The organism is Shewanella waksmanii ATCC BAA-643 (genome assembly GCF_000518805.1).
GTDB classification, from domain to species: Bacteria; Pseudomonadota; Gammaproteobacteria; order Enterobacterales; family Shewanellaceae; genus Shewanella; species Shewanella waksmanii.
In genome coordinates, this window is the sequence record NZ_JAEH01000016.1 from 70,427 (window position 1) to 85,864 (window position 15,438).

Annotated in this window: 19 protein-coding genes; 5 read left to right on the forward strand and 14 right to left on the reverse strand. The window is 45.2% G+C overall.

What is annotated here, in order from left to right; translation table 11 throughout:
• Window positions 1-8: 8 nt before the first annotated feature.
• The 8 genes from hscA to trmJ form a co-directional block, all read right to left on the reverse strand.
• Entirely contained in the window at window positions 9-1,871 is a 1,863-nt protein-coding gene (gene hscA, locus L865_RS0109735) for a Fe-S protein assembly chaperone HscA (RefSeq protein ID WP_028773058.1), read from the reverse strand.
• A 64-nt stretch (window positions 1,872-1,935) separates the two neighbouring features.
• Window positions 1,936-2,457 (reverse strand): co-chaperone HscB, encoded by a 522-nt coding sequence (hscB, locus tag L865_RS0109740; RefSeq protein ID WP_028773059.1) that lies wholly within the window; start codon window positions 2,455-2,457, stop codon window positions 1,936-1,938.
• 18 nt (window positions 2,458-2,475) lie between these two features.
• On the reverse strand, window positions 2,476-2,799 hold the full coding sequence (iscA, locus tag L865_RS0109745) for an iron-sulfur cluster assembly protein IscA (protein ID WP_028773060.1): 324 nt from the start codon (window positions 2,797-2,799) through the stop codon (window positions 2,476-2,478).
• A 13-nt stretch (window positions 2,800-2,812) separates the two neighbouring features.
• Window positions 2,813-3,196, reverse strand: coding sequence for a Fe-S cluster assembly scaffold IscU (iscU, locus tag L865_RS0109750; RefSeq protein ID WP_028773061.1), 384 nt, complete (start codon window positions 3,194-3,196; stop codon window positions 2,813-2,815).
• A gap of 39 nt (window positions 3,197-3,235) precedes the next feature.
• A complete protein-coding gene (locus L865_RS0109755) occupies window positions 3,236-4,450 on the reverse strand; it encodes an IscS subfamily cysteine desulfurase (RefSeq protein WP_028773062.1) in 1,215 nt (404 codons plus the stop codon).
• 80 nt (window positions 4,451-4,530) lie between these two features.
• Window positions 4,531-4,992, reverse strand: a complete 462-nt coding sequence (gene iscR / locus L865_RS0109760; protein WP_028773063.1) for a Fe-S cluster assembly transcriptional regulator IscR — start codon at window positions 4,990-4,992, stop codon at window positions 4,531-4,533.
• Window positions 4,993-5,212: 220 nt separating this feature from the next.
• On the reverse strand, window positions 5,213-6,034 hold the full coding sequence (gene cysE, locus L865_RS0109765; protein ID WP_028773064.1) for a serine O-acetyltransferase: 822 nt from the start codon (window positions 6,032-6,034) through the stop codon (window positions 5,213-5,215).
• Window positions 6,035-6,061: 27 nt separating this feature from the next.
• Complete coding sequence (gene trmJ / locus L865_RS0109770) at window positions 6,062-6,808, reverse strand: tRNA (cytosine(32)/uridine(32)-2'-O)-methyltransferase TrmJ (RefSeq protein ID WP_028773065.1); 747 nt, start codon at window positions 6,806-6,808, stop codon at window positions 6,062-6,064.
• A 155-nt stretch (window positions 6,809-6,963) separates the two neighbouring features.
• Here trmJ and suhB point away from each other — a divergent pair, with 155 nt between their 5' ends.
• From suhB to L865_RS0109795, 5 genes are all read left to right on the forward strand, one after another.
• Window positions 6,964-7,767, forward strand: a complete 804-nt coding sequence (suhB, locus tag L865_RS0109775; RefSeq protein WP_028773066.1) for an inositol-1-monophosphatase — start codon at window positions 6,964-6,966, stop codon at window positions 7,765-7,767.
• A 266-nt stretch (window positions 7,768-8,033) separates the two neighbouring features.
• Complete coding sequence (locus L865_RS0109780) at window positions 8,034-8,432, forward strand: phosphate-starvation-inducible protein PsiE (RefSeq protein ID WP_028773067.1); 399 nt, start codon at window positions 8,034-8,036, stop codon at window positions 8,430-8,432.
• 142 nt (window positions 8,433-8,574) lie between these two features.
• Entirely contained in the window at window positions 8,575-8,877 is a 303-nt protein-coding gene (locus L865_RS0109785; protein ID WP_028773068.1) for a PilZ domain-containing protein, read from the forward strand.
• A 102-nt stretch (window positions 8,878-8,979) separates the two neighbouring features.
• Window positions 8,980-9,648 carry a division plane positioning ATPase MipZ gene (locus L865_RS0109790; RefSeq protein ID WP_028773069.1) on the forward strand — a complete coding sequence of 223 codons (669 nt, stop codon included), beginning with the start codon at window positions 8,980-8,982 and terminating at the stop codon, window positions 9,646-9,648.
• Complete coding sequence (locus tag L865_RS0109795) at window positions 9,635-9,982, forward strand: hypothetical protein (protein ID WP_028773070.1); 348 nt, start codon at window positions 9,635-9,637, stop codon at window positions 9,980-9,982. Before L865_RS0109790 ends, L865_RS0109795 begins: the two co-directional genes overlap by 14 nt.
• A 43-nt stretch (window positions 9,983-10,025) precedes the next feature.
• Here the strand turns inward: L865_RS0109795 and L865_RS0109800 are convergent, their stop codons facing one another.
• From L865_RS0109800 to secD, 6 genes are all read right to left on the reverse strand, one after another.
• Window positions 10,026-10,268 (reverse strand): YecH family metal-binding protein, encoded by a 243-nt coding sequence (locus L865_RS0109800; protein WP_028773071.1) that lies wholly within the window; start codon window positions 10,266-10,268, stop codon window positions 10,026-10,028.
• Window positions 10,269-10,414: 146 nt separating this feature from the next.
• Window positions 10,415-10,951: a YaeQ family protein gene (locus L865_RS0109805; protein WP_028773072.1), complete on the reverse strand. Its 537-nt coding sequence runs from the start codon at window positions 10,949-10,951 to the stop codon at window positions 10,415-10,417.
• Window positions 10,952-11,030: 79 nt separating this feature from the next.
• Window positions 11,031-11,945, reverse strand: coding sequence for a precorrin-2 dehydrogenase/sirohydrochlorin ferrochelatase family protein (locus L865_RS0109810; protein ID WP_028773073.1), 915 nt, complete (start codon window positions 11,943-11,945; stop codon window positions 11,031-11,033).
• A gap of 159 nt (window positions 11,946-12,104) precedes the next feature.
• The gene (locus L865_RS0109815; protein ID WP_028773074.1) at window positions 12,105-12,422 is read right to left on the reverse strand and encodes a putative signal transducing protein; all 318 of its coding nucleotides are present in this window, start codon (window positions 12,420-12,422) and stop codon (window positions 12,105-12,107) included.
• A gap of 194 nt (window positions 12,423-12,616) precedes the next feature.
• Window positions 12,617-13,564: a protein translocase subunit SecF gene (gene secF, locus L865_RS0109820; protein WP_028773075.1), complete on the reverse strand. Its 948-nt coding sequence runs from the start codon at window positions 13,562-13,564 to the stop codon at window positions 12,617-12,619.
• 13 nt (window positions 13,565-13,577) lie between these two features.
• Complete coding sequence (gene secD, locus L865_RS0109825) at window positions 13,578-15,428, reverse strand: protein translocase subunit SecD (protein WP_028773076.1); 1,851 nt, start codon at window positions 15,426-15,428, stop codon at window positions 13,578-13,580.
• Between the last annotated feature and the right edge of the window lie 10 nt (window positions 15,429-15,438).

Consider the following 15,438-nt stretch of genomic DNA (forward strand, 5'->3'; position numbering starts at 1 on the left):
AACCTCACCTATATATTGTCAACAGATTGGCCCTTAAGAGCCAATTTAATAGAATTATCCATACGTTTTGCTGCAAATGACTGACTGGCTTCATCCAGTGCTTCAATTGCTTTTTCAATCGCATCGGTATCGGCATTAGCTGCGGTCTGCGCTAATGTGGCCATACCCGCTTCAATCGCTTGTCGCTCAGATTCATCCAGCAAGTCAGCATCTTTTGCAAGCGCAGCGCTTAGTGTTTCAATCACTCGTGCCGCTTCGACTTGTTGCTCGGCTAGCATGCGACGTTCAATGTCTTGCTTAGCATTGGCCATTGAATCTTTTAGCATTGAACCAATTTCTTCATCGGTCAAGCCAAACGAAGGTTTTACTTGAATACTGGCTTGTACGCCGGTGGATTTCTCCATCGCAGTGACACTCAGTAATCCATCCGCGTCCACTTGGTAAGTCACACGAATGTGAGCAGCACCTGCCGCCATTGGCGGTATACCCTGCAATGTAAAACGCGCTAGCGAGCGACAATCGTCAACTAACTCACGCTCACCTTGTACCACATGAAAGGCCATGGCCGTTTGACCATCTTTAAAAGTGGTAAATTCCTGGGCTCTTGCGACAGGAATGGTGGTGTTGCGAGATACCACCTTTTCTACCAAGCCACCCATGGTTTCAACACCTAAGGACAACGGCAAAACATCAAGCAGCAATAGATCAGACTCGGGTTTGTTACCCACTAAAATGTCTGCCTGAATGGCTGCGCCCATTGCGACCACTCGGTCAGGATCAATTGAGGTTAATGGCGCTTTGCCGAAAAACTCTGCCACTTTCTCACGCACCAGTGGCACTCGGGTAGAACCACCTACCATCACAGTTTCTAGCACTTCATCTGCTTCAATGCCCGCATCACGCAGTGCGCGACGACAGCTGCTAATGGTGCTGCGAACCAGCTTGCTGATTAGCTGTTCAAAGTCTGCTTTGGTAATGACTAACGAATGTGACTGGCCATCGGTCAAACTCACACTAGCGTCTACTTGATCGTTATCGGTTAACGCCTCTTTAATTCGGCGTGCTTCAACAAGTAACTGACGGCTATTGCTGGCATCTAGATCTTCAAGTTGCCAAGCCGCTTGTAAGTGGTTGTAGATAGCTTGGTCGAAATCGTCTCCGCCCAATGCTGAATCACCACCGGTTGCCAGCACTTCAAACACACCTCGGTTAAGGCGCAAAATTGAAATATCGAATGTGCCGCCACCTAAATCATAGATGGCAATTAAGCCTTCTTGACCAGAATCAAGGCCATATGCAATGGCTGCCGCAGTGGGCTCATTGAGTAAGCGTAGTACTTTAACACCAATCAGCGCCGCTGCTTCTTTGGTCGCTTGACGTTGAGCATCATCAAAATAAGCCGGCACAGTAATCACCACACCTTCCAAATCGCCACCTAAGGTTTGCTCAGCACGGTCGATTAGCGGGCGTAAAATTTCCGCCGATACCTGGATAGGATTGACCTTGCCTTGTTTGGTGACAAATAAAGGTAGACCGTTGGTAGTGGCTTCAAACTGATAAGGCAATGTATGAGAGGTCGCTTGGATATCAGCCAGGCTTCTTCCCATAAAACGCTTAACTGAAACAATGGTGTTGTGCGGGTCTTGGGTTGCCTTTTGCTCGGCAACAATACCAGCCTGTACAGCGTCACTTTGATAGTGGACAACTGACGGTAATGCATGGTCGCCATTGGCGTCAGCAAGTGTATTGGCTTCGCCACTACGAACAGCAGCAACTAAAGAATTGGTCGTGCCAAGGTCAATGCCCACCGCCAAACGATGTTGATGCGGTGCAGCAGTTTGGCCGGGTTCAGCAATTTGCAACAGTGCCATAATGGTCCAACTTAAAAAATAAAAACCCAATTCTACATTGGGTTAGGTAAAGAGTGAAAGCGAGTTATAACAATGCGTCTTCTGCGCGAGCCAACTCTTCTTGCAATTTAGCCATAAACTTAAGTTTACGCACAAGATCAGCCGCAGTATTGAGATCATTTTTGTTTTGGCTTTCAATCACTGACGCCAACTGAACGCTAATCTGTTTTTCATAGCGTCCAAATGAGTCGCGTAACTCATCTATCAATTCATCAGGGTCGGTGTGTGATGCAATTTCTTCGAGGGACTCACGCCACTCCATCTGCTGCGTTAAAAACCCCATGTCTTTGACAGTGGTTGATTCATGACTGAGATCGAGTCCTTGTAAACTCAATATATATTCGGCACGAGATATTGGGTGCTTTAACGTACTGTAACCGTCATTGACTTGTGCAGTACGTTGCACCGCCATGCGTTTATCCTGTTCGCTTGCGTTAGCAAACTTGTCAGGATGAACCGCTCTTTGCAACTCGCGATATCGCTCGGCAAGGATGGCGGTGTCAATCCGGTAAGATGGCGTTAAACTAAACAGCTCAAAATAGTTCATTTGTATCGGACTTAATGATTAAACAGTGAAACTCTCGCCACATCCGCACTCGCCTTTGGCATTAGGGTTATTAAACTGAAAACCTTCGTTTAATCCCTCTTTAACAAAGTCGAGTTCGATACCTTGTAGATAGATAAAACTTTTGGCATCGATGATGATATTCACACCATCGATGTCATAAACTTCATCGTCTGCGTTAAGGTCATCGACGAATTCGAGTACGTAAGCCATACCTGAACAGCCAGAAGTTTTTAACCCTATACGCAGTCCAACCCCTTTGCCTCGGCCCACGAGGAAGCTTTTCACTCGGTCGGCCGCGGCTGGTGTCATTGTTATTGCCATCGTAACTCCAGTTTTACTTCTCGTTCTTAGCCTTGTAGTCATCAATCGCCGCTTTAATGGCGTCTTCAGCTAAAATCGAGCAGTGAATCTTAACGGGTGGCAGTGCTAACTCTTCAGCAATATCCGTGTTCTTAATTGCCTGAGCTTCATCAATTGTCTTCCCTTTAACCCACTCAGTTACCAGTGAGCTCGATGCAATGGCGCTACCACAGCCATAGGTTTTAAATTTCGCATCTTCGATAACACCTTGGTTATCAATTTTAAGTTGTAGCTTCATGACGTCACCACATGCTGGTGCGCCTACCATACCTGTTGCCACACTTGGGTCATCTTTTTCAAATGAGCCAACGTTACGTGGGTTTTCATAATGGTCGATTACTTTTTCGCTATAAGCCATGATATTGCTCCAATTTTATAATTAGTTTACTGGTCGGTTTTAGTGGTGTGCCCACTGAACCTTGTCGAGATCGATACCGTCTTTGAACATCTCCCAAAGCGGTGACATATCTCTTAATTGACCAATAGACTTATCAATGGTCTCAATTGCATGATCAATCTCTTCTTCAGTCGTGAAACGACCAATCGAGAAACGAATCGAACTGTGGGCCATTTCATCATTCAGGCCAAGTGCACGTAATACATAGCTAGGCTCTAGGCTGGCTGAGGTACAGGCTGAGCCTGAAGAAACAGCAAGGTCTTTTAGTGCCATCATCAATGATTCGCCTTCAACAAAGTTGAAGCTCACATTCAAGCTACCGCAATATCTTTGGTCTACATCACCATTGATATAGGTTTCTTCAATGTGCTTAATGCCATCCCACAATCTGTCGCGTAAACGACGAATACGTGCGTTGTCCGACTCCATATCAGCTTTAGCAATGGCTGCAGCTTCACCCATACCAACAATCTGGTGAGTTGCAAGGGTACCACTACGCATACCACGTTCATGACCACCGCCATGCATGGTTGCTTCTAAACGAATACGAGGCTTACGACGAACATATAGGGCGCCAATACCTTTAGGGCCATACATTTTGTGCGCCGAAATTGACAACAAATCAACTTTAGTTTGTTGAACATCAACTGGGATTTTTCCAACACTTTGTGCGGCATCAACATGGAAGATGATTTTGCGGCTACGGCATAACTCGCCAATCGCATCAATATCGTGAATCACACCAATTTCATTGTTCACATGCATGATGCTCACTAAAATGGTGTCTTCGCGTAATGCGCTTTCAATTTTCTCTAATGGAATAATTCCGTTAGCAGCAGGTTCTAAATAGGTGACTTCATAACCTTCACGCTCTAACTGACGACACGTATCGAGTACGGCTTTGTGTTCAGTTTTACTGGTGATGATGTGCTTACCTTTTTTATGATAAAAGTGAGCAACACCTTTAATCGCTAGGTTGTCTGATTCTGTTGCACCCGATGTGAAAACGATTTCACGAGGATCGGCATTAATCAGCTCGGCAATCTGGTTTCTTGCAATGTCGACAGCCTCTTCAGCTTGCCAACCGTAACGGTGCGAACGTGACGCTGGATTACCAAAGTTGCCATCCATTGTCATGCACTGCATCATTTTTTCTGCAACACGAGGGTCAACTGGCGTCGTTGCAGCATAATCTAAATAAATAGGAAGCTTCATCTCACACTCCGTACTCAGTGACCAAACCGCTGGTCACATACCACGTACAAATATTAATTTTTATATAATAACAAAAAGGCCTAGTGCGACACTCTTTGTTCCTGTTGAATCTTATCTTGTTTGATCGAAATGAACTGCACATCACGCTTGTTCATCAATCCGGCAAGACTTATCCCGTTTAAAAAATCTGAAATCTGTTTACTTAAATCCCCCCACAACGAATGTGTGAGGCAGCGTGTTCCACTTTGACAATTTCCTAAACCCTGACAGCGAGTGGCATCAACCGACTCATCGACAGCGCGAACAACCATGCCCACCGAGATTTCTTGTGCATCGGAACCCAAACGATACCCGCCACCAGGGCCACGTACGCTTGAGACTAATCCGTGCTTGCGGAGTTTAGCGAAGAGTTGTTCTAGATAGGAAAGCGAAATGCCCTGACGCTCAGAGATGTCAGCAAGTGGAACGGGTCCCGCTGTTGAGTGCATAGCAACATCTAACATTGCTGTGACTGCGTAACGACCTTTGGAAGTAAGTTTCATGGTTACCACTGCTCTAAAGAATGCTTAGGCTGAATTGAAACATAACCTAGTATTTTAGTCAAGTATTTAACCTAGTAATTTAGTCAGGTATTTCTACTGGCAGTGGGTATTAAATTGTTGATGCGATACACCAACAGGAATACCCTGCTATTTCGCTGGGGTATTTAACCTGTTTCCGCAGCAAGATTCAATGGCTAGCATCAAATAGTGCTGCGATTTATTAGATAATGGGATCAAACTCATCAATTGCATGTTGACGCTTCTTCGCCGCGGCCAACTCAGCATCGCTAAATTCATCCACCTCAAGCTCAGGCAGTTTCTCTGTACAAACGCTACCACCTAAGGTTTGCACAGCTTGACATACCTCTTGCACCTTAGAATCCATCAGGTGCATATGGTCAAGCATTTGCCCTATCGCATTGGCAACCGGGTCGGGGTTATCTGGCGAAACCGCATAGGCATCAAAGCCATACTTTTTTGCCATTTCAGTGCGACGCTTAGTGTGCTCTTTAGACTCTTCTGTCGGCTTAGCAACCACACGAGCAGGAATACCCACGACTGTTGTATCTTTTGGTACTTCTTTTACCACTACAGAATTGGACCCGACTCTGGCGCCATCATGCATGGTGATTGGCCCCAAGATTTGTGCCCCAGCACCAATAACAACGTTATTGCCTAAAGTCGGATGACGCTTGCCTGCTTGCCAGGTTGTGCCACCTAAGGTGACACCGTGATACAAAGTACAATCGTTACCTATCTCTGCAGTTTCACCAATCACTACACCCATACCATGGTCAATGAAAAAGCGATCACCAATGGTAGCACCAGGATGAATTTCAACGCCGGTTAACCATCGAGAAAAAGTAGACAAAATTCGAGCCGATAAACAGCACTTACGTCGCCATAGTTTGTTGCTTATGCGATGGATCCAAATGGCCTGCATGCCTGGATAATTTAACAGGATCTCTATGGTGCCATTTGCCGCTGGGTCACGGTGATAAATGGAACTAATATCGTCCTTTAATCTCGCTATCACGCCCATACTTCTACTCGTCCTTTTTAGATAATACTATGACTTGTCTTGCTCATTTTGCTTGTCAGCAATGGCCACTTTCTTGTCCACTGAGGTTAAGATGCCACGTAAGATGTTCATCTCGGCGCTCTCAATACGTGCACGGCTAAATAAACGTCGTAACTTAGTCATCACCTGGCCTGGGTGCTGTTTAACAATGAAGCCGGTAGACAACAAGGTACGCTCTAAATGACCAAAGAAGTTCTCCTGCTCTTTCGCAAGCGGGTATTCGGTAGTTTCCACCGTTTCAGGTGTCAGATTGAGATGTGCAACGCGCGCTTCGTAACAAATAATTTGCACAGCTTGAGCTAAATTCAACGAGGTGTACTCAGGGTTCGCTGGAATCGCCACATGGTAGTTGCACTTTTGCAACTCTTCGTTGGTCAGGCCGTTATTTTCTCGACCAAACACAATAGCTACCGGACCTTCTAATGCCGCACCCACCAATTTCTCGCCTGCTTGGCGTGGGTCCAACATTGGCCAGTCTAAAGTTCGGCTACGTGCACTGGTTGCGATAACTAAACTACAATCTGCAATCGCATCGGTTAAACTATCTACAGTCACTGCGTGTTTCAAAATATCCGACGCGCCTGCTGCTAATGCAACAGAGTGCCCATCAGGCTCCACTTTGGGTTCTGCCAAATACAGAGTGGATAGCCCCATGGTTTTCATTGCACGGGCTGTTGAACCGATATTACCAGGGTGAGATGTACCTACAAGAACGACACGAATATTGCTGAGCATGAAATGACTTTTTTAATCTATAAAACAGAATCTGCGATGGTATCACAGGGTTGCAAAATCGTTTATAGAAAAATCAATATTTGATATAACCAATAAAACAGGTATAATGCGCGCCGATTATTTATATCTGTTCTTTAACATCCAGGGGATTAGTAATGCATCCGATGCAGACTATTGCTGTGCGTGCCGCTCGCGCCGCCGGCCAAACGATTATCCGTGCTTTTACCGAATTAGATCGTGTAGAAGTTAGCGCCAAAGGTATCAACGATTTTGTTACCAACGTAGATAAAGAAGCTGAAGCTGCTATTACATACCAGATCCGTAAATCATACCCTGACCACACGATTGTGGGCGAAGAAGGTGGTGAGAACAAAGGCGAAAATAAAGATTTCGTTTGGATTGTCGATCCCTTGGATGGCACTAACAACTTTGTTAGAGGCATCCCACACTTTGCGGTTTCTATCGCAGTTCAACATAAAGGCAAAACCGAAGTTGCAGTCGTATACGATCCTATTCGTGACGAGCTATTCACTGCTGTGCGCGGTAAAGGCGCAAAACTAAACGATTTCCGCGTACGTGTTAGCAGTGCTAAAGACCTTAACGACACCATTCTAGCTACAGGTTTCCCATTTAAAGCTAAGCAACATAGCGAAACCTACATGAAGCTATTAGCGGATACCTTCAGCCGCTGTGCCGATCTACGTCGTGCTGGCTCTGCTGCGTTAGACCTTGCATACGTTGCAGCCGGTCGTATGGATGGCTTTTTTGAAATTGGTCTTAAGCCTTGGGACATCGCTGCTGGCGAACTTATCGTTCGTGAAGCCGGCGGTACAGTAACCGACTTTACTGGTAACCACGGTTACTTCAACTCAGGCAACATTATCGCTGGCGCCCCTAAAGCGACCGTTGCTTTGGTTAAGAACTTCAGACCCCTACTGAGTGATGGTCTCAAGCGATAAGCTTATCCCCCGAATGTTAAAACCGCCCAAAGGGCGGTTTTTTTTCGCCAAAATAAAATAGCGGTTACACAACACCCATGTAATGTAATGTCAGGTCAATAATTGACCTACAATTACCCTATTGTGCTGATCAGCCTAAACTGATAGGGGCGCAACTAAGCAAATAGGTATCACTGTATTGTTCTGTGATAAGCATCACGATCAATTATTTAGCGCCGCACCAAAATGTTGTTACCATCAATAAAAATAACAATTTGGAGATCTGAATGGGACCCCTCTATAGCAAGTACGGCTCCAAAAGCCTTAAAGCCGTTGAGCACTTTGTACTGATTATTATTGCTTTGGCGACAATCATCGCCATTGGCCAAGAAATCGCACACATCGTAAATGTCGGTGCAGTAGCTTTAGCCGATCTATTGTTGTTATTTATCTATCTTGAAGTACTGGCCATGGTGGCCAACTACGCCGAATCTGGCAAATTGCCGGTACGGATGCCACTCTACATTGCCATTGTTGCACTCGCGCGGTATCTAATTCTCGATATGAAAGGCATGGATGACTGGCGAATTGTGGCCATTTCAGTATCAACCTTAATACTTGCAGCCACTGTGATTGTTATACGCTGGGGCCAACTCAAACTTCCCTATCCGCGCAAAGAAGATTAACTCAAACCCACTGCTCCTAGATGGCTGCACTAAGCAGCCATCACTCGCTAAACTGTCCACTCATTACATTACGCATTTTTTGTGCTAGGTTTACTCTATAAACGATTGAAAATTAACCACCCTATGCAAAAGGATGAGTCCAATGGTTGATAGCCCCAATGAACATGAAGAGCGTCGCCAATCACTGCGTGTCGATATGGAAGCTGAGCGAATTATCCTCAATTGGGATGACAACGATGGCAATAACCATACTGATGAAGCCATCTGCATCGATTTAGCCAGACGCGGCGCCCTAATTGAATACAAACAAGAATTTGCTCTTGGCGCATTATTAGTTGTCACTTTCAACGCTGGCAGCGATAAACAAAACAGCATCAAGGGACAAGTCTGCCGTTGTATTAAGTGCAACGATCTCGGCTATCATATTGCCATTCAACTGATTTAATTTAATTTATAGCTCCATAATTCGGCAGGCTCGACAGCGCTGTTCTATACTTTTTATGGCATCCAAGATGCGATGCCATATTAAGCAATGGGAGAAAGCGTAATGATACTGTTGGTGGGTGGAGAAAAAGGCGGTGCGGGCAAAAGCTGTATGGCGCAGAATATCGCTGTCCATATTACGCAGAAATTTCAAGCTAACGTACTTATGGTCGACTGCGATCCCCAACGCACGACCTCAGATTGGATTCAGGCAAGAAATGAAGACCCTTCACTCCCGGCTATCAACTGTATTCAACTCTACGGTAAAATACGTAACGATTTATTAGGCTTAGATCAGCGTTTTGACTATGTTATCGTTGACTGCGGTGGTCAAGATAATTTGGCAATGCGTGCCGCCATGTCAGTCGCCACTTATGTTGTGTTACCGCTACGTCCAAAACGGCGCGATTTAAAAACTTTGCCACATATGGAAGATATGTTGAGCACCTGTAAGATGGTCAACCCCAAAATGGTCGCCGCTGTCGTTATGACCCAATGCCCTTCTCTTCCTAGCCAGTTCAAACGAATTTTAGAAGCCAAAGAAGTCGTGCAATCATTTGGCTTACGCGTATTGGATGCCGTTACTTTTAATCGAAATATCTATGATGACAGTGAAGAGCAAGGCTCCTCGGTTATTGAGATAGAGCCTGAAGGTAAAGCCGCGTTAGAAATTCATGCGATAGCAGATGAACTATTCGCTATACCACCAGAAAATTCCTATGAGCTTAACTGATCTTAAGAAGCGTAAAAATAAAACACCGCGCGCGAAAATGTCGGTGGAAGAGTTTATTGAAGATGCCAATAACTACGCTTTTGGCCAACCCAGCACTATGGGGTTAACCAAGAAAAAAACCAAAACTGCAAGTTCGGTTAACTCCAAAAAGCGCACCAGCAAAATATACCGCCATGCGACTTTCACCCTGACTGAAACAAGCATCACCCAGCTCAATGCCTTAGCCAGTCATACCACACTAGCCAAATCAAAACTGATCAGAATTATGATTGCAGAATTTAGTCAAAAGTCTGCTAAAGAGCTTGAAGCTATTATGCAGCAAAGTGAAGAGTAGTCCCTTAAAGCGTCAATACAAATAAGGGACCATTCGAAACTAATTAGTGATTACAAATACGGTTAGCGGCGGTTTCTATGCCTTCATTAGAAGCGATGAATTTACCTTTAGCATCCAAAAATGCAATTAACTGTTCAGCATCCATCTCACTGGCCGAGCATGTATGAAAACGTGCATCCTCGCCAAAATTTTTCGCCATTAAACTTTTTAGCTCAGTTTTAGTAACCGCTTTACCCAGCGATAACATGAGTTGCATCACTTGATGACCGTGAATTGAATCTGACATGATAAAAGCTCCAAATAACATTTAAATAATATGTATGTTATAACCGCAATCGGCTGAAGTTACTTTGATCTAGCTCGCACCCAGTACAAGTTATTTACCGACTAAGTGAATAATCAAGTTAACCATATCCACAAATGACTCTATGGCTACTTCAATTGCTCAGGTACGATTTGGACACTTCCCAAGTCACCAGACAACCACACTTCGCCATCACTGATGTTGTACTGTAAGGTCATGTTTCGGCTCACAAGCTCTGCCATCTCTTGTACTGCTTGCTCTGCAATGTTCCACACTTGCAAATTTTGATAGCGCTCAAAAGCCTGTTGATTTTGCTGCCACCAAATAGGTACCGCACGGCCGCCATAGGCATAAAGCTTCACTTGTTTTGCACGGCCACAGGCTTTACGTAGCCATTTCTCATCACTTTGACCAAACTCGACCCAAAGCTCAATCTCGTCTGCCAACGATTTTTGCCATAACTCTGGCTCGTCATCGACGCAAAGTCCTTTGCTAAATGCGATAGTGTCGCTGGCATTTAGCACAAATGCTAACAATCGAACCATCATCCGCGCGTCGGTTTCTGATGGGTGCTGCGCCAGTGTCAGCGCATGATCTTGATAGTAGCCGCGGTCCATGTCTGCGATTTGCAAATTGACTTTATAAACGGTTGCCTTAGGTGCCATAGGTTTTTGTCTTTATCTATATTTAGTGGGAAGTTAACTAGCTACGTGCAAGTATACCGCAGTTGCTGCAGACATAGGTTTAAGCAATATGGCCAACCTGGATCTGTTTGGCTTGCTGATACACGGTTTTCAAGTTAGTCAGTGTCGCATTTGGCGCCACAACCAATATCTTTTCGCCCGTATCAAGTAATGAGGTTAACTCATCTATGCTTTGATACTTACATCGCTGCGCATCTCGGCGCAGTAATTCCAGTAATGATGGCTTGAGTGCTTGAGTGCTGTATATCGCATCAATTTTCTGTAGTACCGGTAAAATAGCGATGGGCAACAGTTGTGCATCGGCTTGCTCATCAAGCAACAACAGCTCTCCAGCAGCATCCAATTCACTGAAGCATTGCTCATATAGTGCGCTAGTTTGTGTATCGAACTGCTCACCATTGACGGTGAAAAAGCGCTCCCAGAACAGTTTTCTTTGTTTAAATACCGGTAAACGAGACTGGACTTCAGCACGTTTACTGGCGATAAAGTCAAACAGCGGCGCAATACTGGGTGATAGCAAGCTCTCAAGCTTAGCGCGTAGATCACGAGCGAACACCGGCGCCGCACCTGCGGTACTGATAGCCACGATTAACCGGCCACGGTCAACAATGGATGGCGTGATAAAGCGGCAGAGCTCTGGCGAATCAACCACGTTTACCCACACGCCTTTACTGCTCGCAACCTCGGCATAGTGTTGATTAAGTTGCTCATCTGCCGTTGCCATGTATAACAGGCTAATGCCTTCAATATCCTGAGCTTCAACTGGACGTTGTTCTAGCACTATCCTGCCTTGCTTGGCATAGGCTAACACTTCATCACTGACCTCAGGAGCCACAACAGTAATAACCGCTTCAGTGCGGCATAACAAATCCAGCTTACGGCTGGCGACGTCACCCGCGCCGACAATAACGACTTTTAGCGACTGCGTATCAACAAACAACGGGAAATATTGCATAACTACCTGAGATATAAAAATGAGAAGTGCATCTTAGCGCTATTGTATGGCTAAGATGACGACAAGTCGATTGATGCTTTACATGCTAAAGCGAGACGTGAGTCAATGGCAGTTTTTTTGTGCAAGATCGTCACATCACTTATCGATGAGTGATCACTGCTAGTTATGACTTTCGCTACGCTCGCTGCTGCAATGCCAACATAGCTCAAAACTACCTTCGTTGGTTTCATGGCACTGTACACATTGCCATTTGGGACTGTCGGTATCTAAAGCCGCTAAACTCCTTTTAGCTTGTTCATATTGCTCTTCAGGCACCCAGAGCTCAACGTTTTGTAAATCCACTGGCAACTCACCAATTCCGCCCAATAAGGCTTCACCTTTGAGTTCTACCGATATGCCACTCGATTCCAAAAGGCCTTTCCAAGTATGGGCTTGTAACAAGTTACCACCTGCGACCATACGATTGCGTTGTTCCATCTATTATTCCCCTACTGCTCTTGCTCTTCTGGCAAATTATTAGGATGTTGCGACTAATTAAACCATTGGTGACTTAATAACCGACCAACATCCTACTGTTAAATCGAGGTTAATGTCGAGTTTATTCAGTAAAAGGCAATAATTATCCATAAAAAAAGCCACATAAATGTGGCTGTTTAAGTATCAAGCTAGCCTTATGGCATTAACGCGTCTTGATCAGCACCTTCTTTTTCAATCTCTACTGGCATCATATGCTCACGATTAATACCAAGTTTAATCGCTAAGAAACTTGCCACATAGATAGAAGAGAATGTACCGACAAAAATACCCATCAGTAGTGCAGTTGCAAAACCATGGATCATGGTGCCGCCCTTAAGGAACAAAGCAACCACAACCACCAGCGTGGTACCGGTTGTAATAATGGTACGGCTCATGGTTTGGGTGATTGAGGTATTAACAATCTCAACTGGCGTGCCTTTACGGATCTTAAGGAAGTTTTCACGAATACGATCAAACACCACAATGGTATCGTTAAGTGAGTAACCGACAACCGTGAGCAAACCAGCTAACACCGTTAGGTCGAATTCAAGTTGCAAGATAGAAAACACACCTAAGGTGATAATCACATCGTGCCCAAGAGCCGCAACTGAACCGAGCGCTAAACGCCACTCAAAACGTAAAGAAACGTAAATAAGAATACAGATAAGTGCAACAAGTACGGCTAAGCCGCCCTGCTCAGCAAGCTCTTTACCTACCTGTGGACCGATAAACTCAACACGCTTTTGAATCGCGCTGTCATCAATCACCTGTACAGCCTGCATTACATGCGAAACTTGTACATCACTTTTGACATCTTCTTTAACTGGTAGACGGATAAGTACGTCGCGAGTAGAACCAAAGTTCTGCACCACGGCACCGGCCGTCTCTTCCGAGGTCAGTTTTTCACGTAACCCGTTTAAATCAACTGGGTTAGTAAATTCTAACTCAACAACTGTACCACCAGTGAAATCCAAACCCCAGTTAATGCCTTTGGTCGCTAATGACGTAATTGAACCAATCACGAGTATTAGCGACAAGATGCTAACCGGAACCGCATGCTTTAAGAAGTCGATGGTGCCTTTAATTGATAAAATCTGGAACATAGTCAACTTCTCCTTAAATAGACAGCTTCTTCACGCGCTTACCACCCCAAACTGCATTCACAATTGAGCGGGTACCCACGATAGAGGTGAACATTGACGTTGCAATACCGATCATTAACGTCACAGCGAAACCTTTCACTGCGCCCGTACCTACGGCAAACAAAATCAATGCTGTCATAAAGGTAGTAATGTTCGCATCAGCAATGGTTGAAAACGCATTGCCATAGCCTTCATGAATCGCTTGCTGGACACTTCGACCGTTACGAAGCTCTTCACGAATACGCTCATAAATAAGCACGTTGCCATCAACCGCCATACCGACGGTCAATACCATACCGGCAATACCTGGTAGGGTTAAAACAGCGCCCGGAATCATCGACATAACGCCGACAACCATGATTAGGTTCGCTGATAGTGCTAAGTTAGCAATCAAGCCAAATGAACGGTAATAAACCAGCATAAAGATCAATACGACCGCCATGCCCCATATCATTGCCTGCAAACCGTTATCAATGTTCTCTTGACCTAGGCTTGGACCAATAGTGCGCTCTTCCACAATCGATACCGGCGCAATCAAGGCACCAGCACGAAGTAGTAACGCGAGGTTTTGCGCTTCAGCATGCTCTAAGCCTGTGATAACAAAGTTTCGGCCCAAACGCGCTTGAATGGTCGCAACTGAAATAACTTCTTCAATCTTGTCCATCTTGACGCTACCGTCAGGGTTTTTAGCACCATTATCTTTATATTCGATAAACAGTGTCGCCATCGGGTTGCCGATATTGTCTTTAGTCACATTAGAGAATATCGTGCCGCCTTTTGCATCTAAGTTAATAGACACTTGCGGACGACTATATTCATCAAAGCTAGGTTGCGCACCTTGGATATGATCACCGGTTAGCATCACCTGCTTCTCTAGTGCAACCTGACCACCGCCGCGACGCTCAAAAATTTCTGAACTGGCAGAGATACGGCCACTCGCAATCGCCGAGGCATCAGCTTTCTGGTCAACCATGCGAAACTCAATCGACGCTGTCGCGCCTAGAATGTCTTTAGCACGTGCAGTATCTTGTACACCAGGTAATTCGACGATGATGCGTTCAGCGCCTTGACGCTGTACCACTGGCTCAGCAACACCCAACTCGTTTACACGATTTCGTAGCGTAGTGATGTTTTGCTGCAACGCTTCTTCACGAATTTGTCGCAGGTAGTTTTCACTCATAGTTGCACGCAGGAAGTAGTTTCCACCTGATGAGATATCGTTGAAAACCATATCGTTACCGCGTGTTTTTAAGAATCGCTCCGCTTTGGCAAGATTTTCAGCATCTCTGAACTTAATTTCGATTCCACTTGGCGTGTTACGAATCCCTGCATAACGAATTTTCTCGCCACGTAGGTCAGTTCTAAAATCAGAAATTTTACCTTCGGTCATTTTACGGATGGCTTCGCTCATATCCACTTCCATCAAGAAGTGCACACCACCACGTAAATCTAGACCCAGCTTCATCGGGCTTCCGCCTAATGCTTCTAGCCATTTTGGTGTAGCCGGCGCCAAATTTAACGCCACGATATACTTGTTGCCAAGCGCTTCAGAAATGGCTTCTTTAGCCGCTAATTGCTGTTCTGCATTGTTCACACGAACCAGCAATTGACCGCCTTCAAGCTCTGAGCGTTTAACGGCAATATCATTGCTCGCTAAAATATCGTTAACACGGGTTTGTGTTGAGGTTGTGATCTCAGCACCACGTGTTGCTACAACCTGAACCGCATGGTCTTCACCAAACAGGTTGGGAATTGCGTAGAAAGTACCAACGGTGATGATTAACGCCACCATGATATTTTTCCACATTGGGTATTTATTTAACACACCATCGCCC